The 16,792-nt window shown below is 65.8% G+C and carries 21 protein-coding genes; 11 read left to right on the top strand and 10 right to left on the bottom strand.

Annotation, left to right across the window (positions count from 1 at the left end; genetic code table 11):
* Positions 1-36: 36 nt before the first annotated feature.
* On the top strand, positions 37-777 hold the full coding sequence (locus ACS5PK_RS18640; protein WP_439441766.1) for a substrate-binding periplasmic protein: 741 nt from the start codon (positions 37-39) through the stop codon (positions 775-777).
* Here the strand turns inward: ACS5PK_RS18640 and ACS5PK_RS18635 are convergent.
* Entirely contained in the window at positions 774-2,204 is a 1,431-nt protein-coding gene (locus ACS5PK_RS18635) for an FAD-binding oxidoreductase (RefSeq protein WP_439441765.1), read from the bottom strand. The two genes, ACS5PK_RS18640 and ACS5PK_RS18635, sit on opposite strands and share 4 nt — an antisense overlap.
* A 176-nt stretch (positions 2,205-2,380) precedes the next feature.
* On the opposite strand from ACS5PK_RS18635, the gene ACS5PK_RS18630 reads away from it, so the two are divergent.
* Both ACS5PK_RS18630 and ACS5PK_RS18625 read left to right on the top strand, forming a co-directional pair.
* Positions 2,381-2,614 (top strand): hypothetical protein, encoded by a 234-nt coding sequence (locus ACS5PK_RS18630; protein WP_439441764.1) that lies wholly within the window; start codon positions 2,381-2,383, stop codon positions 2,612-2,614.
* Positions 2,615-2,679: 65 nt separating this feature from the next.
* A complete protein-coding gene (locus tag ACS5PK_RS18625) occupies positions 2,680-3,273 on the top strand; it encodes a cob(I)yrinic acid a,c-diamide adenosyltransferase (protein WP_439441763.1) in 594 nt (197 codons plus the stop codon).
* A 107-nt stretch (positions 3,274-3,380) separates the two neighbouring features.
* Here the strand turns inward: ACS5PK_RS18625 and ACS5PK_RS18620 are convergent, their stop codons facing one another.
* Complete coding sequence (locus ACS5PK_RS18620) at positions 3,381-4,436, bottom strand: helix-turn-helix transcriptional regulator (RefSeq protein WP_439441762.1); 1,056 nt, start codon at positions 4,434-4,436, stop codon at positions 3,381-3,383.
* Positions 4,437-4,525: 89 nt separating this feature from the next.
* On the opposite strand from ACS5PK_RS18620, the gene ACS5PK_RS18615 reads away from it, so the two are divergent.
* Positions 4,526-5,569 carry a hypothetical protein gene (locus ACS5PK_RS18615; protein WP_439441761.1) on the top strand — a complete coding sequence of 348 codons (1,044 nt, stop codon included), beginning with the start codon at positions 4,526-4,528 and terminating at the stop codon, positions 5,567-5,569.
* Positions 5,570-5,885: 316 nt separating this feature from the next.
* On the top strand, positions 5,886-6,611 hold the full coding sequence (gene phbB, locus ACS5PK_RS18610; RefSeq protein WP_439441760.1) for an acetoacetyl-CoA reductase: 726 nt from the start codon (positions 5,886-5,888) through the stop codon (positions 6,609-6,611).
* Between the two features lie 40 nt (positions 6,612-6,651).
* Here the strand turns inward: phbB and ACS5PK_RS18605 are convergent, their stop codons facing one another.
* The 3 genes from ACS5PK_RS18605 to ACS5PK_RS18595 form a co-directional block, all read right to left on the bottom strand.
* Positions 6,652-6,837, bottom strand: coding sequence for a hypothetical protein (locus ACS5PK_RS18605; RefSeq protein WP_439441759.1), 186 nt, complete (start codon positions 6,835-6,837; stop codon positions 6,652-6,654).
* Positions 6,838-6,915: 78 nt separating this feature from the next.
* Complete coding sequence (locus tag ACS5PK_RS18600) at positions 6,916-7,386, bottom strand: putative toxin-antitoxin system toxin component, PIN family (RefSeq protein ID WP_439441758.1); 471 nt, start codon at positions 7,384-7,386, stop codon at positions 6,916-6,918.
* The gene (locus ACS5PK_RS18595) at positions 7,383-8,054 is read right to left on the bottom strand and encodes an AbrB/MazE/SpoVT family DNA-binding domain-containing protein (protein ID WP_439441757.1); all 672 of its coding nucleotides are present in this window, start codon (positions 8,052-8,054) and stop codon (positions 7,383-7,385) included. The genes ACS5PK_RS18600 and ACS5PK_RS18595 overlap by 4 nt, the downstream gene beginning before the upstream one ends.
* Before the next feature lie 332 nt (positions 8,055-8,386).
* Between ACS5PK_RS18595 and ACS5PK_RS18590 the strand changes: the two genes are divergently transcribed.
* Entirely contained in the window at positions 8,387-8,707 is a 321-nt protein-coding gene (locus ACS5PK_RS18590) for a hypothetical protein (protein ID WP_439441756.1), read from the top strand.
* Between the two features lie 72 nt (positions 8,708-8,779).
* Here the strand turns inward: ACS5PK_RS18590 and ACS5PK_RS18585 are convergent, their stop codons facing one another.
* The 3 genes from ACS5PK_RS18585 to ACS5PK_RS18575 all read right to left on the bottom strand — a co-directional run bounded on the left by ACS5PK_RS18585 (position 8,780) and on the right by ACS5PK_RS18575 (position 10,486).
* On the bottom strand, positions 8,780-9,298 hold the full coding sequence (locus ACS5PK_RS18585; RefSeq protein ID WP_183102481.1) for a GNAT family N-acetyltransferase: 519 nt from the start codon (positions 9,296-9,298) through the stop codon (positions 8,780-8,782).
* Positions 9,299-9,455: 157 nt separating this feature from the next.
* Entirely contained in the window at positions 9,456-10,127 is a 672-nt protein-coding gene (locus ACS5PK_RS18580; RefSeq protein WP_439441755.1) for a 3'-5' exonuclease, read from the bottom strand.
* Positions 10,128-10,159: 32 nt separating this feature from the next.
* Positions 10,160-10,486, bottom strand: a complete 327-nt coding sequence (locus ACS5PK_RS18575; protein WP_439441790.1) for a nucleotide pyrophosphohydrolase — start codon at positions 10,484-10,486, stop codon at positions 10,160-10,162.
* Positions 10,487-10,925: 439 nt separating this feature from the next.
* Here ACS5PK_RS18575 and ACS5PK_RS18570 point away from each other — a divergent pair, with 439 nt between their 5' ends.
* On the top strand, positions 10,926-12,254 hold the full coding sequence (locus tag ACS5PK_RS18570; RefSeq protein ID WP_439441754.1) for a dicarboxylate/amino acid:cation symporter: 1,329 nt from the start codon (positions 10,926-10,928) through the stop codon (positions 12,252-12,254).
* Between the two features lie 190 nt (positions 12,255-12,444).
* On the opposite strand, the gene queE is transcribed toward ACS5PK_RS18570, so the two are convergent.
* A complete protein-coding gene (gene queE, locus ACS5PK_RS18565) occupies positions 12,445-13,092 on the bottom strand; it encodes a 7-carboxy-7-deazaguanine synthase (RefSeq protein ID WP_439441753.1) in 648 nt (215 codons plus the stop codon).
* Positions 13,093-13,102: 10 nt separating this feature from the next.
* Complete coding sequence (locus tag ACS5PK_RS18560) at positions 13,103-14,209, bottom strand: 6-carboxytetrahydropterin synthase (RefSeq protein WP_439441752.1); 1,107 nt, start codon at positions 14,207-14,209, stop codon at positions 13,103-13,105.
* Positions 14,210-14,587: 378 nt separating this feature from the next.
* On the opposite strand from ACS5PK_RS18560, the gene ACS5PK_RS18555 reads away from it, so the two are divergent.
* From ACS5PK_RS18555 to ACS5PK_RS18540, 4 genes are all read left to right on the top strand, one after another.
* Entirely contained in the window at positions 14,588-14,734 is a 147-nt protein-coding gene (locus ACS5PK_RS18555) for a hypothetical protein (protein WP_439441751.1), read from the top strand.
* A gap of 505 nt (positions 14,735-15,239) precedes the next feature.
* Positions 15,240-15,677 (top strand): hypothetical protein, encoded by a 438-nt coding sequence (locus tag ACS5PK_RS18550; RefSeq protein WP_439441750.1) that lies wholly within the window; start codon positions 15,240-15,242, stop codon positions 15,675-15,677.
* Positions 15,678-15,792: 115 nt separating this feature from the next.
* Positions 15,793-16,296: a hypothetical protein gene (locus ACS5PK_RS18545; RefSeq protein WP_439441749.1), complete on the top strand. Its 504-nt coding sequence runs from the start codon at positions 15,793-15,795 to the stop codon at positions 16,294-16,296.
* Positions 16,297-16,301: 5 nt separating this feature from the next.
* Complete coding sequence (locus tag ACS5PK_RS18540) at positions 16,302-16,781, top strand: GFA family protein (RefSeq protein WP_439441748.1); 480 nt, start codon at positions 16,302-16,304, stop codon at positions 16,779-16,781.
* The last annotated feature ends 11 nt before the right edge of the window (positions 16,782-16,792 follow it).

Here is a 16,792-nt window from a genome sequence, read left to right as displayed (position 1 = left end):
GCTCGATCGTCCAGGGTGAGGGGTGCCTGGGCTTCCTTGCTGCTTGCCCTGGCCGTCCTGGGGCCTCAGGCGCAGGCCGCCGCACCGTCCCTGCGCCTGCTGGTGACCACGGGCACCAGCCTTCCCTTTGCCGACATCAGCCAGGGCAGTGGCGAGGCTCGCCTGCTGGGTGGCATCGTCCATGACTGGGGCCAGGCCCTTGCCCACCGCCTCGGCCGAGAAGCCCAGTTCCTGCTGATGCCCACGCGACGCGTGGGGCAGCAGTTGCGCGAAGGAAGCTTCGATGTGCAGTGCTTCGAGAACCCCCGCTGGTACAGCGCGCAGGACGAGGTCTGGATCGAGTGGCTGCCGCGGCCGCTGATGGAGGTGGTCGAGGAGCTGGTCAGCCAGCCAGGCATGCCCCTGGTCCATAGGCTGGAGCAGCTGCAGGGCAGAACGGTGGGCGTCGTCACGGGCTATCGCTACCCCCTGCTGGATCCGCTCTTCGAGGCTGGCCGCATGGATCGAAGCCTGGCCCACAACGAATCCCGCCTACTGCAGATGCAGAGCCTGGGCAGGGCCGACTACAGCGTCATCAGCCGACTGCAGCTCGCCTACGCGCGCGCCCACGATCCCAAACTGCGCAGCTTGGTGGCCTCGCCGCTGGAGGTGTCACGCACGGCCCTGTACTGCCTTCGCCTGCGCAGCTCGCCCATCCCGCTGTCCGAGCTGGCCGCGGCCCAGCAGGCCTTGCTGAGCGAGGGGCGGCTGGAGGAGATCCTGCGCCGCTACCGCTAGCGGCTCGCCTGGCCAGGGAAGATCTTGCCCGGATTCATGATGTCCAGCGGATCCATGGCCCGCTTGAGCGTGCGCATGAGTGCCACGGCCTCCTCGCCGGCCTCGTCCAGCAGGAACGCCTGCTTGTGCAGGCCTATGCCATGCTCGCCCGTGCAGGTGCCTCCCAGGCGCAGGGCGCGGGCCACCATCTGCGCCGACAGCCGTTCGGCCGTCTCGCGTTCCGCAGGCTTCTCGGGGTCGATCAGGTAGCCCATGTGGAAATTGCCGTCGCCCACATGCCCCACGATGAAATAGGGGAGGCCCGAGGCCAGGACTTCAGCCACCGACTCGTTGATGCTCTCGGCCAGGCGCGAGATGGGCACGCAGGTGTCCGTGGTGACGCAGCGGCAGCCCGGCTTCATCTGCAGGGCTGAGAGATAGGCATGGTGGCGGGCCGTCCACAGCCGCGTGCGTTCCTCGGGCGTGCTGGCCCATTCGAAGTCCTCGCCGCCGAAGTCGCGGGCGATCTCCTGCACGGTCCCGGACTGCTCGGCCACACCGGCCGCCGAGCCATGGAACTCCATCAGCAGCATGGCCGACTCGCGCAGGCCCAGGTGGTCGTGGGCGTTGACGGCACGCACGGTGTTGGCATCCAGCAGCTCGCAGCGGGCGATGGGCACACCCATCTGGATGATCTGCATGGTGGTCTGAACGGCCGCATCGATGCTGGGGAAGAAGCAGATGGCCGCCGACACCGCCTCCGGCAGCGGATAGAGCCGCAGCGTCAGTTCGGTGATCACGCCCAGCGTGCCCTCGCTGCCCACGAAGAGTCGGGTGAGGTCGTAGCCGGCGCTGCTCTTGCGCGCCCGCGAGCCCGTGCGCACGATGCTGCCGCCCGGCGTGACCACCCGCAGGGCCAGCACGTTCTCACGCAGCGTGCCGTAGCGGACGGCATTGGTGCCGCTGGCCCGCGTGGCGGCCATGCCGCCCAGCGAGGCATCGGCACCAGGATCGATGGGGAAGAAAAGGCCCTGATGGCGCAGCTCGTCATTGAGCCGGTGGCGGGTGACGCCCGGCTGCACCGTCACCGTCAGGTCCTCGGCCTGCACGGCCAGGATGCGATTCATGCGCGAGAGGTCCAGGCTGATGCCACCCTGCACCGCCAGCAGATGGCCCTCCAGCGAGGTGCCTGCGCCATAGGGAATGACCGGCACCGCATGCTGCTGAGCCAGCGACAACACGAAGGCCACCTCCTCCTCGCTCTCGGCAAAAAGGACCAGCTCCGGCGGCTCCACGTCGAAAGGGCTCTCGTCGCGGCCATGCTGCTGGCGCACGGCCAGCGACTCGACGCAGCGCGCGCCAAAGCGTTCGCGGCAGGACTGCTTCAGCGCCTGCGGCACGGCACGGCGCGGACCGTTCAGGGCAGCGGGCAAGGGGGCATGAGACATGGCGGAACTCCGGCTTGGCGTCGAGGACCATTCTAGGAAGCGGTGCTGAACGCAGCCCGAACAGCCGGAAGCCAGGATCGAACTGCACCGGACCTGCGCTGGCGCAATCACCTGGGCTTGAAGCCCCGGCGCGCCCGTGCCACCATGGTCGCACGACAGCCGCACGAGGAGCTTCCATGACCACATCGAGTTGGATCCTGCTGATCGTCGTCGTGGCCCTGGCCCTGCTGGGTCTGTGGCGGCGCGACATGCTGGCCTTGCTGGTCCAGAACATCATGAACGCCTTCCGTGCGCCCGCCACGCCCGCTGCACCGCCCGGACATGAACCCACACCCCATGGCGAAGGCGCACAGGCGCATCCGGCCCGTCCCCAGCGGCCAGACTTTCACCGCAGCGGACGCAGGGGCTAATCCGGGACCGTCGCCGGACTGAGGCAAGATGCGGGCCTCATCAACAAGACCCGCCCGCTGTCATCATGGCCAACCGACTTTCCCAGATCGCCACCCGCACCGGAGATGACGGCACCACCGGCCTGGGCGATGGCACCCGCGTGCCCAAGGACCACCTGCGCGTCCAGGCCATGGGCGATGTGGACGAGCTCAATTCCAACATCGGCGTACTGCTGGCCGAGCCCCTGCCAGAGGATGTCCGCGAACTCCTGATCACCATCCAGCACGAGCTGTTCAACCTCGGCGGCGAGTTGTGCATGCCTGGCTACAGCCTGCTGAAGGAGGACGCCGTGCTGCGCCTGGATGAGGCCCTGGCCCACTACAACGCCGCCCTGCCACGTCTCAAGGAATTCATCCTCCCCGCCGGCACCCGCAGCGCCGCCATTGCGCATGTATGCCGCACCATCGCCCGCCGTGCTGAGCGTGCGGTGGTCCATGCCCTGCACGAGGGCGAACAGATCGAGGCCGCACCCCGCCAGTACCTGAACCGCCTCTCCGACCTGCTCTTCGTGCTGGCCCGCGTACTCAACCGCGCCAACCTGGACGGCAAGGGCGGCGACGACGTCTACTGGCACAGCGAACGCCTGCAACGCCAGCAGAACGAGCCCGAGCAGGCCTGAGCACGGCCATCAGGGCCTCTGCTGCGCATCCTGCCCTTCGCCCTCGGCGCTAAGGGCTTCCGGGCCCTGCAGATCCCGGCAGGCCTGCCCAGCCTGGCCCCGTGCCCCTATTTCCTGCTGCGAGGCAGGCGCTGAAGTGCCTGACGCAGGCGTTCCTCGTAGGCTTCAGCCAGGGCCGCGGGGGCCATCACCTCCACCTCGCCGGCGTGGCGCAACAGGTCCATCAGCAGCTCCGTGGCATCCACATAGGGCACTTCCAGCTCCCAGCGACCATCGACCAACCAGCGACTCTGCTGCGCGGGATGCCATTCCTCGCGGGACACCCACTGCGCAGCCTCGGCACTGAAGACCAGACGCGCCCGCTGCGGCCGCCCCCCGGCGAAGATGCCATAGCCCTGGTCCAGCTCCGCCTCCAGCTGCTTCACCGCAACCGCGCGGGCCTTGTCCTGCGTGGCCTGCGCCGCCTCCACCGCATCCAGTGCAAAGCGACGAAGACCCTCGCTCTTGTGACACCAGGCATCCAGATACCAGGTGTTGCGATAGTGGACCAGGCGCTGCGGCGACACCACGCGCTCGCCCAGGGAACCAGCCTGGCCACCCCGCCCTCTCTTGCGGTAGGACAAGCGCAGCCGCTGGCGCTTCACCAGCGCACTGCCCACGGTCTCGAAGTGCTCGGAGGGCACACGACGACGCGCGGTTGAAATGAGCTTGACCCGCCGCGTCAGCTCGCGGGCCTCGGCCTCGTCACTGCCCAGCATGCCACTGAGCTTGTCCAGCATGGGCTGCAGGTGACGCGTCAACAGGCCGTTCTCGTCCAGGCTGGACAGCAGCTGGTTCATGGTCAACAGGGCGTGCAGCTCCTTTTCGCTGAACCAGACGCCCGGCAACTCGTGCTTCTGTCCGCGCCAGTCCTGGCTGAAGCGGTAGCCGTTGTCCAGGACGTCGTACTCGATAGGCGCATCCATGCGCTCACGCAGGTACTGCAGATCGCGCTTGAGCGTGGCCGGCGAGACTTCCAGCGCCTCCAGCAGCGCCGCAAAGCTGACGCACTCGTGAGCACGGATCAGCATTTCGATTTTGTAGAAGCGCTCGGTACGGTCCATGGCCTGCGGCCCCCCTGTCGTGGTTTTCCCCGGCTCTCGCAAGGATTCCAGGTAGCTCATGCCTTGAGCTACCTGCAACGCACACTGTGCCACAAGGTCGCTGACAGATTTGTGGCGGCCAGCACTCCCTACCTTTGCAGGAGATGACCATGGCCCAGCTCACCGTTCCGAACCCTCGCACCGCACCGGCCCAGCTTGATCTGGCCATGGACGATGCCCCCACCCTGCCTGCAGGCAAGCAGGTTGGCTTCGAACTCGGCTGGGACCACGCCCGGCACGGCCTGACTCCGGCGGTGGAGCATCTCTTCAGTGCCTCGCCCCTGCGCCAGGGCTGGCAGGCCGGTCAGGCCACCTTCGGCCGTCGAACGCTCAAGGCCGGCGCCCATACCCAGCGCTGGCTGCAGCTGCGCACCCATGCCTGGGCCCGTGGTCGCAGCTTCGAGACCACGCTGCTTACGCCCAACTACCTGCAGCAGTTGGACACGGAGCACTGCCCCATCAGCCGGCTGCCCCTCAACGATGTCCCCGGGGATCCCTGCCAGCGCAGCCTGGACCGCGTACGCGACGACGCCGGCTATGCAGCCGGCAATCTGGCCATGATGAGTCGCCAGGCCAATACGGCCAAGGGCCGACGCGACCTGGCCTCCCTGCAGGCCGCAGCACAAAGCCTGCAGCAGGGCCCCATACGTCACATGGGTGGCCTGGACGCCTCCGCCTGGCAGCGCCTGGCCCTGCTGAGCAGCTTTGTGACCCCGCTCTCCCACGAGGAAGCGGCCACCCTCCCCCTGCATGTGCTGCCACCCAATCGCCTGCGCCTCTTCAACCCCATCCAGGCCTTGCAGGCCCTGGTCACCCGCCAGTTCGCCACCGCGGGCTGGAGCCAGCGGCTCGCGCGCCTGGAGGCCCTGCTGCCCGCAGACCAGCAAGCGGACTTCAACCGCTTCGTGCTGGCCTTTGTGCCTCGCGTGATGCAACGCCAGCAGCTCCAGGCTGCGCACGAGATCCGCTGGACGCTGGAAGATGCCTGGGGCCACGACCTTGTGCAGCGACGCTGGACCCGATTTTCCCTGCGCCTGACGGCTGCGCAGGCCGAGCAACTGGTGCAGCGTGCCGCCGCCAAGCGTCTGTGCCCGGTCCACGTCCAGCAGCATGAAAACCCCGCCGCGACCGAGGGCTGGGGACTGGCGGTCTGAACCTCGCAAGCCCCGCAGACTCTGCCGACACAGCCCCTGCCTTTTCAGGGGCGTCATGTCGGCGTCATCCGATGCTGGCACAGTACTGGCCGTCGACTCACCGGTCCCGTGCCGGTGCCAGACGGAGCAACACATTCGCTCTTGCCTTCTTGGCCCTGCCCCACACATGTCGGGCGGGGCCATTTTTTTGCGCGACAGCATCGTCCCTGCTGCCCTCATGCCGGGGGGCCTCGACGGTTGACGCCCGGCGGCGTCCCGCGAATGATGACGCGTTGGCGCCCAGGCGCCATTTGCATCACACCAGGAGACACCAACTATGCAAAGAGTGGCCATCGTGACTGGCGGCACCCGCGGCATCGGCGCCGCCATCGCCCTGGGCCTGCAGGCAGCAGGCTACCGCGTGGCCAGCGTCTATGCAGACAACGAAGCCGCCGCCCAGGCCTTCCACCAGCAGAGCGGCATTCCCGTCTACCGCTGGGATGTCTCGGACTACACGGCCTGCGAGCACGGCGTGGCACAGGTCGAGGCGCAGCTGGGACCAGTGGACGTGCTGGTCAACAACGCCGGCATCACCCGCGATGGCATGCTGCACAAGATGACCCTGGCCCAATGGCAGGCAGTGATCAACACCAACCTGAATTCGGTCTTCAACATGAGCCGCCAGGTGATCAACGGTATGCGCGAGCGCAGCTTCGGCCGCATCGTGAACATCTCGTCCATCAATGCCCAGAAGGGCCAGTTGGGCCAGACCAACTACGCTGCCGCCAAGGCTGGCGAGATCGGCTTCAGCAAGGCCCTGGCCCTGGAAAACGCCAGCAAGGGCATCACGGTGAACGTGATCTGCCCTGGCTACATCGCCACGGACATGGTCAAGTCCATGAAGCCCGAGGTGGTCAGCAGCATGATCCTGCCCCAGATCCCGGTCGGCCGCCTGGGCACGCCGGAGGAAATCGCGCGTTGCGTATGCTTTCTGGTGGCAGACGAAGCCAGCTTCATTACCGGAGCCACGATCAGCGCCAACGGGGGTCAGTACCTGGCCTGAAGGTGCAAAACCGGGGACGCGTGCAAGGCGCCCCTGGCGCTCAGGCCGGCAACCCCTTGCTGAAGCGCTCCAGCGTGCCGGCGGAGTCCTGCAGGGCCACGTGGTAGCCCCGCTCCAGGAACCACAGGGCCCAGTTGCGCGCCAGCTGCTTGTCCGGCAGCCAGGGTCCGGTTCTGTCAACGTGGACACGATTCGCGCGGCGTTCATAGAACACCACGCGCCACATGCTTCCACTCGAACCAAAGTTATAGCTGCTCATAAGCGGGCGTGAATCTATCAGATCGCTCGACCCCGCATCAGCCGCTCAGCTTCTCGATTCGTCAACCCATTCACGCAGCGTGAGCACACGCAGGTCGGGATAGCGCGCTGCCTGCCTGGCCACATGGTTGCGCAGGGCCAGTGATTCACTCAGGAGCAGTCCTGCCCCCGCGGCCTGCGCCAGACTCAGAGCCAGCAAGGGTCCTAGTGGCAAGCGGGCGGGCGCCCGCTGCGCCAGCGGCTTGCAGACCTGCGCATAGGGCAGCACATCCGCCAGCAGCTCCTGCTGCTGGGCAGCCTTGAGCTTCAGTGCGGGTGCCGCCAGGCTCAGCATCAGCAACTGGGCGGTCTCTGCACAGACCAGCAAGGGCAGGCGCCCGTCCTGCCAGGCCTGTCTCAGCAAGGCGCCCTCGGCATCGTTGTGAAGCAGGGCTTGCAGCAGCAGGGCAGTGTCCAGCACGGCGCTGCGGGGTCGGGTCTTGCGCGCGCACGCCGGCACGCCTGACTTCGCCTTCATGCGGCGCGACGCGTGCCGGCAGAACCGGGTGCAACCCGGCTGCGCGCGGTGGCGGGGGTGGCCGCCTTGCTTCGCTTGGCCACGGCACTCAATGGTTTTGCAGCGGTCTTGCGCGCGGGCGTGGCAGCAGCGCCGCCCGCGGAACGGGCACTCGATGGTTTTGCACGCAGGCCGCTTGCCGATTTCTTGGGAGTCTCAGTGGCTTTGACAGCAGCCCGGGACTGCATGTTCTTGGCCCCCACCTTTCTGGCCGTCGATTTTTTCGGGCCGAGGGTACTCGATGGTTTTGCGGGCTTGGCGGCCCCCGCCTTTTTGGGGGTCTCGATGGTTTTGACAGCCCCCATCTGCGTCTCGGCCCAGTGCAGGGCGGCCTCCAGCGTTTTTTGCGACAGGGCCAGTTCGGCCAGCTTGGCGCGCAAGGCATCGCCTCGCTGGATTCGGACGGGGGTCAGCACGATCTGGCCACCCCGGGTCTGCACGTCGAAGTACTGCACGGGCCCCAAGGGCTCGGTCACGCTCTTTGGCAATGTCAGTTGATTCTTGGCGGTAATCTTCGCGAGCACTTTTTGGAAATTCTGAAAGTAAGGAACCCTTACTTTACCCTGTCTCATGCGGTGATCCACCCAAGACACAAAGACACCGCGATCGACGGAATCATCGATGAACACGTGCAACGCGCTCGTCGGTACGGATGAGTGGCGTTTGCAGGGCAAGGCTCCTCGCGAAGGTGACTCAACGCCAGTTCAAGGCGCTGCAATTGCCGCTGTTGTCACCGCTGTTGTTGCCGCTGTTGTTGCAGATGGCCCGCAGTCACGGCGAGTCCCCTCAGGCCGTGTCTCGTTGAAACGCAACAAAGCGCTGGCCCGGCAGATGGTGGCAACGGTTCAGGGCGGGTCATGCCAAGCTGCCACAGCACAGCGAATCCGACATCCGGGATGAGATCCCGCTGACTCCCGCTGGCGCAGGCCCTGCTGGAAGCTGCGGGACCCACAGGGCCGGCATGCCGCAGCCTGTTCCGCGCGCCCCGTGGTGCCGTCAGCAAGGTGGTGTAGGCGGACACACAGAGCACCAGCAATTGCGGCGGGTGCTGTGGAGTATCGATTCCCTGGTCTGGGCCGACTCTTCTGCGCCCTCCATCGTGAAGCGCGTGATGGAGGGGCCAAAGGTGGCGGGGCGCGGCATCGTCCTGATGCAGGACATCCGTGCCCATAGCGCCGAGGCGCCATCCTTGCTGATCGAATCGCTGAGGGCTCCGGGTTACCGTTTTGCCCGCAGGGATGGCCAGGGACTCAGCCTGAGCCCGGCCTGTTCATGGAACTGAGCCCCACAGGGAGCTGCAGCACCTGTCCCGGCAGCAACGCGTCTCACGACGGAGGCTGCCGGCGCTCCGGACTCAGACCAGCGAGCGATGCAGGCGCAGCTCTTCCAGGCGCACCGAGCCAACCTCGGTGGTCTTGGTGGTGTTGAGCTCGCGCTTGAAACCAGCCAGCTCGAAGAACCGCAGGGCGCGCTCGTTGCGCAGATAGGTCCACAGGGTGACCTTGGTGCAGCCTTCTTCCTGCAGGCCGTCGCGGGCCGCGTCCCACAGGGCCAGGCCCACGCCCTTCTCCCAGTGCTTGGGCGCTACGTACAGCGCCCAGATCTCGCCGGTGCTGGAGGGCGTGCCCTTGTCGCGCGAGCGATCGAAGCCGACGAAGCCCATCATCTCGTTGTCGATGTGCGCCACCATCACCTGCGGTTCGCACAGATCGATGGCTTCACGCCAGAAGGCCTGACGCTTCTGCACGGACCAGCTGTCCAGCACGGACACCGGCAGCAAGTCCTTGTAGGCGTCTTGCGCAGCGGCGACGTGGATCTCAGCAATGGCCTTGGCGTCACGCAGCGTGGCCGGACGGACCTGAATACTCGACATACAAAGAAACCAGCGGCAAAAGGAAAGACGAAGGGCGGGATTGTGGCGGGCAAATCGCTGAAACCGGCCGCTTGACAAGGCGATATTTTCGGGCCTGTTTTTGGTGCGAAGGCCGCAGCCGCGGGGCTTTGAGCTGCCCCCAGGGGCCATCGAGGACTCAGGCCTGCAGGGGCAGCACTTGCTGGGCTCGCCTGCGCCAGACATTGGCGTAGTCGCTGACGCAGCGCTTCAACGCCGTCTTGTTGGCCTTCTGCAGCCGTGCCAGCAGCTCGTGACGCACGGGAGCCAGACCCAGCTCCAACTCGAACTGCCGCTCGATGTCCCGCTCCATGCGGATCAGCAGATGGGCCGTGGTCTTGGCATCGGCCAGGGCGCGGTGGGCACGGCCCATGTCGGGCAACTCATGCCAGCGCGCGAGCTGGCCCAGCTTGCAGGAGGGCGCCTCCGGGTACAGGCGCCGCGCCAACAGCACTGTGCAGGCGAACTCGTGGGCCGGATCCGGATCGACCTCGGCCTTGCGCATCTCGAACTGCCAGAAACCACGGTCGAAGCCGGCGTTGTGCGCCACCATGGGGCAGCCGCGGGTGAACTCGGCCACCTCGCGCATCACCTGCTCTGCAGGAGGCGCGCCTTCCAGCATCTCATTGCTGATGCCAGTCAATTGCTCGATGAAGGGAGGCACATGCACCCCGGTATGCATGAGGCTCTGGTACTCGCCGACGATGCAGCCGCCCCTTACCAGCACGGCGGCGATCTCGGTCGCGCGTCCGCCATTGGCCGGGCCCAGGCCCGAGGTTTCGAAGTCGATGACGGCGACAGTCTCGCTCACGCCCAGCAATCCATTCACAGCAGGTTCAGCCTTCAATCGCCCGCGCCAGGAGCCAGGGGCGGGTACTTCTTCGCATTGAGCGCCAGTTTGCGTTCCACCGCAGCCGCCACGTCGACCTGGCAATGGTCGGCGATCTGCAGCAGGTAGAGCATCACGTCGGCAATCTCTTCACCCAGATGAACCTGCGTGGCCTCGTCCAGGGCCTGGGACTCTTCGGCGGTCTTCCATTGAAAGATCTCCACCAGCTCGGCCGCCTCCACCACCATGGCCATGGCCAGGTTCTTGGGCGTCTGGTAGGGCTCCCAGCGCCGCTCGGCGGCAAAGGCGCGCAGACGGGTCTGGAGATCGGCAATGTTCATCATGGGCCGCGAGTGTGCCCGCTGGCCTTGGCCGCGCCAAGCCTCGGCAGGGTCGTCAGAGAACGTCATGCAACAGCGCAGGATTTTTTGCCGGGCTGATATCAACAAGACAAGATAGAAATCTTTACTTGGTAGTCTTAGTAGAGGGTGCCACTTTCTGTGGATAAGTCAATTTTTCATTTGTTAATCAATAACTTGTGATCCAGACAACTGTGTGATCGGTACCCGGGTTTGCGGGCGGACGGTTTGACAACAAGTGCAACCGACCTGCCCTGCCCTGTGCATAAGCATCGCCTTGCTCAAAAGTTGTCCACAGCCTTGTGCCTTTACAGCGGCCAGCCTCCTGAGCTAGGGCCCTCGAATCTGCAATTCCACGTACAGATTTGTGAGATTTCGGGGCGCACCATGAGCGCATCAACCCGATTCACGAGGTGCTGCGATGGCGACCGTGTCCAAACCCCCCTTCTACAAGTCCCTGTACCTGCAGGTGATCCTCGCGATCCTCGTGGGTGTCTGCCTGGGTCATTTCGTGCCCGAGACGGGCGCGGCCATGAAGCCACTGGGCGACGGCTTCATCAAGCTGATCAAGATGCTGATCGCACCCATCATCTTCTGCACGGTGGTGGTGGGCATTGCGGGCATGGAGGACATGAAGAAGGTCGGCAAGACCGGCGGCCTGGCTCTGCTGTACTTCGAGATCGTTTCGACGCTGGCCCTGGTCATCGGCCTGGTGGTGGTCAATGTGTTCCAGCCTGGCGTGGGCATGAACGTGGACCCGGCCCACCTCGATACCAAGGGCATCGCCGCCTACACCGGCCCGGGCAAGATGCAGAACACGACGGAGTTCCTGCTGGCCATCATCCCCAGCAGCATGTTCGACGCCTTCGCCAAGGGCGAGATGCTGCAGGTGCTGCTGGTGGCCGTGCTGTTCGGCTTTGCCCTGCACCGCTTCGGCGGCCGCGGCACCCTGGTGTTCGACTTCATCGAGAAGAGCTCACACGTGCTCTTCGTGATCGTGGGCTACATCATGAAGCTGGCTCCCATCGGTGCCTTCGGCGCCATGGCCTTCACCATCGGCAAGTACGGCCTGGGCTCCCTGGTGCAACTGGCCAAGCTGATGGGCAGCTTCTACCTGACCTGCCTGCTCTTCATCTTCATCGTGCTGGGTGGCATCGCCCGGGTCCATGGCTTCTCCATCCTGAAGTTCATCAAGTACATCAAGGAAGAGCTGCTGATCGTGCTGGGCACCTCCTCGTCGGAATCGGTGCTGCCGCGCATGATGGCCAAGATGGAGAACCTGGGCGCCAGGAAGTCCACCGTCGGTCTGGTCATCCCCACCGGCTACTCCTTCAACCTGGACGGCACCTCGATCTACCTGACCATGGCCGCCGTCTTCATCGCGCAGGCCACCAACACGCCCATGAGCCTCACGCAGCAACTGACCCTGCTGGCCGTGCTGCTGCTGACCTCCAAGGGCGCCGCCGGCGTCACGGGCTCGGGCTTCATCGTGCTGGCGGCCACGCTGTCGGCCGTGGGCGGCGTGCCGGTGGCGGGCCTGGCGCTGATCCTGGGTATCGACCGCTTCATGAGCGAGGCCCGCGCCCTGACCAACCTGATCGGCAATGGTGTGGCCACGGTGGTCGTCGCCAAGTGGACGGGTGACCTCGATACGGCGCAGCTGCAGGCCCGCCTCAATGCCGAGACCGAGCAGGAGGCCGAATCTCCCGAAGCCGTGCTGGACCAGAAGACGGCGCATCTGTCGGCTTGACGACAAGCTGAAGAGACCGAGCGATCGCTGCGGTACGGATACTCGTGATTGCTCCGTGTCCTCCGTCCCGTTTCGCGGGTCTCCCCCTTTTACCTGCGCAATCACGGGTATCCGCACCACAGCTCAACGGCTGATGTGTCCCTGCGCAGAAGTGACAAGCCCCGCGGCCAACGGCCCGGGGCTTTTTCGTTCAGGCAATGCCGACCACCTTGTGCATCTGGACGGACAGCCGCCACTGCGGGTGGCTCATGCAGTAAGCCACCGCCTCGCGCGTGTGCTGCTTCTGCAGGAGGGAATCGAGGGGCTGCAGGAAGAAGTGCTGGAAGTCGAGCTGCTCGAAGCGCTCAGGCATGGCCAGCGGCTGAGGATAGACGAGCTTCAGCTCATGCCCCTTGGTGAGCACGAGCTCGGCGTCCGCCTTTGGGCTTACGCAGATCCAGTCCAGGCCTTCCGGCGCGGGCTGGGTGCCGTTGGTCTCGACGGCGATCTCGAAGCCGCGCGCATGCAAGACCTCGATCAGCGGCGTGTCCAGCTGCAGCAGCGGCTCGCCGCCGGTGCACACCACGTAGGGCCGGCCCAGGCGCTGGCCTTGTGTGTCGCGCGGCCAGAGGCTGTCGATGGCATCGGCCAGGGCCTCGGCCGTGGCGAACTTGCCGCCGCCCTCGCCATCAGTGCCCACGAAATCGGTATCGCAGAAATTGCAGACGGCGCTGGCGCGGTCCTGCTCACGGCCGCTCCAGAGGTTGCAGCCAGCGAAGCGGCAGAACACGGCCGGGCGCCCGGCCTGTGCGCCCTCGCCTTGCAGGGTGTAGAAGCGTTCCTTGACGGCGTAGCTCATGGCAGCGGCCTCAGACGGGAATCAGTTCATCGGCTGCCGCGGCGCTGACCAGGGCACCCGAGCCCCGGGTCTCGTAGAGGTCCACGCGGTCGATCTGGGGCAAGACCTGGCACCCTTCGCGCAGGATCCACGCGGCCAGCGAGGCCGTGTCGCTGTCGGCCAGCGAGGGGATCTCGTGCAGCGGGTGGTGGTCCAGGGCCTTGAACAGCGGGTTGAACAGCGTCTTCACGTCGCCGAAGTCCACCGTCCAGCCCATCACCGCGTCCAGCGGCGCCGAGAGATGCAGGCGCAGGGTGAAGGTGTGGCCATGGATGCCGCGCTGCGGGTGACCGTCCGGCGCGCGCTTGAGCTGCACGGCGCTGTCCAGGGTCATCTCCTTCCAGATGCGGTAGTTCGTGCCATCGAAGTTGGCGCCGCTGGAGCCCGTCTCGTAGACCGTCACCCAGGACAGCTCGGGCAGCTGCGGCCGGATGCGTTCCCACAGCCAGGCCGAGATCACCTCGCTGGTGGGATTGCGCAGGCCCTCGATCTCATTGAGGCAGTGGTAGTTGAGCTGGGCATGGAAGGGCGCCCAGATTTCGTCGAGGTGGTCGTAGTCGATGCTGAGGTCGCGCTCGCCCAGGTCCTGATTGGCATGCAGGATGACCTCGAAGCCATGGCCGTGCATGCGCCCGCACTTGTGGCCCAGCGGCACATTGGGCAGTTGGTGCGCGGCCTGAAAGCGGTAGCGGCGCCAGACATGGGCCTTGCCCGACACGTCCAGATCCACGCCCGAGTGCGTGGTGCTCTGGATGCCGACCTGCTGGATGCCCGGCACGCCGAACTCGGTTTCCAGGCGTTGACGGATCCAGCGCGCGATGTTCTCGTCCGTAGGGTTGTCGATCTGCTCATTGAGCAGGCCATGGTCCAGCGGCGTGACGCAGGCGGCCAGGCGCTCGCGCAGGGCTTCCACCTCGCCGCCCGGGAAGGGTGCCCAGCCAGCCGGCAGATCGGCCCGCACGGTGGCGAAATAGCTGTGGCCATGCAGACCATGGGCGCGATGCGTGGCCGGCAGGCCGGGAATGCAGCAGGCAGACTCGAAGCCCGCCGAGGCGCAGAAAAGCGAGGTGGTGTTCATCAGGAAGATGCCAGCAAGGCGGCAAGAAGCGGGCCGGGAGCGGTCTTGAGGCGCGCTAGAAGGCCAATCCCCGATTTTTTCACGTCCCGTCTTTCAACAACAGTAGTTAAAGATCTTTATCTGGTAGGAGTAGTAGAGGGCTGCAAGTTCTGTGGATAAGTGCTCAAAGCCCTTGACTGACAAGCACTTGCATCGCCCCAAAGCCTGTGCGCGCCACCCGGGATTGCGTCCGCGCTGTTCGACAACAACTTCTGAAAACTGGCCTGGCCTGTGGATAAACAGGCGCTTGTTCAAGAATTGTCCACAGCCTTGTGCCTTGACCCGCCTGCCCTGGCCGGGCATCGTGCCGACCGTGGCAGAACAAGAAGGGGGCGGGGCATGGCGTGGCTGGCGGAACTGATCATGGAACTGGAGGGCGAATTCCTGCTGGCGCCCTTCCGTGCGGAACCTCTGCCTGGGATCAGCCGTGCCGGCAGCCTGATGGCGCTGAGCCTGGGTTTGGTGCCTTGCCTGGACGTGCAGTGACGGGGAGTCGCCAGATGCCAGACAGGTCCCTCGATACCTTGAGCCCAGCCCGAAAGCTTGCTCTGGGCAGCGCGGTGGCGGGGATGGGCATGCTCACGGCGCTGCTGGTCCAGCTCCATCCGGAGCTGGCTGCGAGCCCCCGCCTGGGTTGCTCTCCTGGCCTGCGCCTGCTTTGTCTTTGCTGGCCTGGCAATCGCGCTTCACGCCTGGCTCTCCCGGAAGGCCTATGCCTGGATCATGGCCTTGTTGCTTTTGGTCATGACCCTGGTTCCCGCCTGGCTGGCCCTGGGTTCGGGTCCGCGGCATTGCAGCATCGCCTTGCCGTGGCTGGCCAATGAGACTGCCTGCCGTGGCGCCTTTGGGGCGGGCGCGCTGCTCCTGCTTGCCATGGTGCTTCTTGCGTTCAGGATGGCACGGGCATCGCTACCTTCGGCAAGAGCAGGATCGGCAAGCGGTATTTAGAGAAATACTGCCAGGACCTTCGAATCACCACGCTCTGCCCCTCATGACTGCACACATCCCCCTCTCCACCCTGGGCACCACGAACTACGAACGCGTCATGGGCCATGCGCCCCATGTGCTGGCGCCCTGGTCCGCCCTGGAGGAGACCTTCTTTGCACGCTCGCTGCTGCCTGCCGATCTGCTGGAGCAGGTGCGCCGCACCCTGGCCACCAGCCACGGCTGCGCCTATTGCCAGGCCAAGGCCGGACCGCCCGATCGCAGCCATGCGACCCTGCGCACCTCGCTGGCCGTGGCCTATGCAGAGGCCTTTGCCGCGGACCACAAGGCCATCGAGGCGAGCCAGATCCACATGCTTCGCGAGCACTTCAGCGACGCCGAGCTGGTGGAGCTGGTCGCCTTCGTGAGCTTCATGTGGGCGGGGGGCAGCTTTGGCCGGGTGCTGGGTGTCCAGCCACCGCCGGCCGAGGGCCTGGCCGTCTGAAGTGCCGCTGCCATTGCCGGCAGCCTGCGATGGCTGGGGACAGAGGTCCGCTAGACTTTCGGACGCGCTTTGATGGCGCTATTCGAAGAACGAATGAGGCGGCTGACCCAAGCGCATGAACACCATCAAGAAGGCGCCGGACAGCTGGGCGATCGGCCATGAAGGCGATCTTGGCGGGGGCCCAGCCGCCCCGGCGGGCCGCCAACGAGTCATGCCGGCGCTTGCCGTCGCCATCGCAGCGGCCGGTGTGCTGATCCATGTGGGTGCAATCCTGGGCGGGCCCGCCTGGTTCATCTTCTTTGGCGCTCCCCCTGCCATTGTCCGGTCCGCCGAGGTCGGCACCTGGCTGGCACCCGTGAGTTCGCTCCTCATTGCGGCGGCGATGGGGCTGTGCGGGCTCTATGCCGCGTCTGCGCTGGGCTGGGTGCGCCGTCTTCCGTTGCTGCGCATGGGCCTGGCCGCGATGGCGGCAGTCTGCCTGCTGCGCGCCGTGGTGCTGGTGCCGCTGGCCTGGCGGCATCCAGCGCTGGTCAATACCTTTGAAGTGACGGCGGCTCTGGTGTGGGGTCTGGCGGGTCTCGGCCTGGCCCAGGCCTTCCGTATCGTCCGCAAGACCTGACCCCCATGAGAGGAACAGAAAATGGCACGGTGCAATCAATGACAGGGATGACACGCTCAGGTCGCTGCCACTGCGGCGAAGTAACGCTTCATGTCAATGGCCTGTTGCGGCCCCCGATCAACTGCCATTGCGGCCTGTGCCGGCGATTGAGCGGTGCTGCCTTCACCACCTGGCTCAGCGTGCCTGTGGATGATTTCGTGCTGCAGGGCGAGGAGCAGCTCTGCTGTTACAGCCCGACGCCCCATCTGCAGCGCTTCTTCTGCCGCCATTGCGGTACCCATGTGCTGACGCGTGACGCTCGCTGCAGCCATATCGTGGGTCTGCCTGCCGGCGTGATGGCTGATGCCGACGTGCCGCCACCCAGTGGCGAGTACTTCGTCAGCCACAAGGCCTCCTGGCACACCCTGCCGGCAGCGGCGGCCTGCTTTGGGGGGGATACCGGCTTCGAGCCTATCCCTGGCCCGGCAGGCGGCCACGGCGCTTGAGGCTGGGGCTA

Source organism: Roseateles sp. DB2 (assembly GCF_051857535.1).
Taxonomy (GTDB): domain Bacteria; phylum Pseudomonadota; class Gammaproteobacteria; order Burkholderiales; family Burkholderiaceae_C; genus Roseateles_B.
The sequence above is the reverse complement of the archived record's forward strand: the minus strand, read 5'-3'. Positions and strand labels throughout refer to the sequence as shown.